Origin of the sequence: Pseudomonas lundensis (genome assembly GCF_002269125.1) — a bacterium.
Classification (GTDB): Bacteria; Pseudomonadota; Gammaproteobacteria; order Pseudomonadales; family Pseudomonadaceae; genus Aquipseudomonas; species Aquipseudomonas lundensis_A.
Map to the genome: position 1 here is coordinate 1 of NZ_NQKI01000108.1, position 300 is coordinate 300.

Below are 300 nucleotides of genomic sequence, written 5' to 3' on the forward strand. Positions count from 1 at the left end.
GAACTCAGCAGTGAAACGATGCATCGCCGATGGTAGTGTGGGGTTTCCCCATGTGAGAGTAGGTCATCGTCAAGATTGAATTCCAAAATCCCTGTCTGCTCACGCAGACAGGGATTTTGTTTTTGTAGAAGTCCCAAGTTTTCACAGGCACGTTATGCAGTAACGGATCTGTCACAGAATTTCTTGACGACCATAGAGCATTGGAACCACCTGATCCCATCCCGAACTCAGCAGTGAAACGATGCATCGCCGATGGTAGTGTGGGGTTTCCCCATGTGAGAGTAGGTCATCGTCAAGATT

General features: G+C 48.3%; 2 rRNA genes. Both read left to right on the forward strand.

Features of this window, described 5'->3' with window-relative positions:
• Nucleotides 1-75 (forward strand): 5S ribosomal RNA (rrf, locus tag CJF39_RS23825); the annotation flags it as partial.
• 107 nt (nucleotides 76-182) lie between these two features.
• A 5S ribosomal RNA gene (gene rrf, locus CJF39_RS22715) occupies nucleotides 183-298 on the forward strand.
• The last annotated feature ends 2 nt before the right edge of the window (nucleotides 299-300 follow it).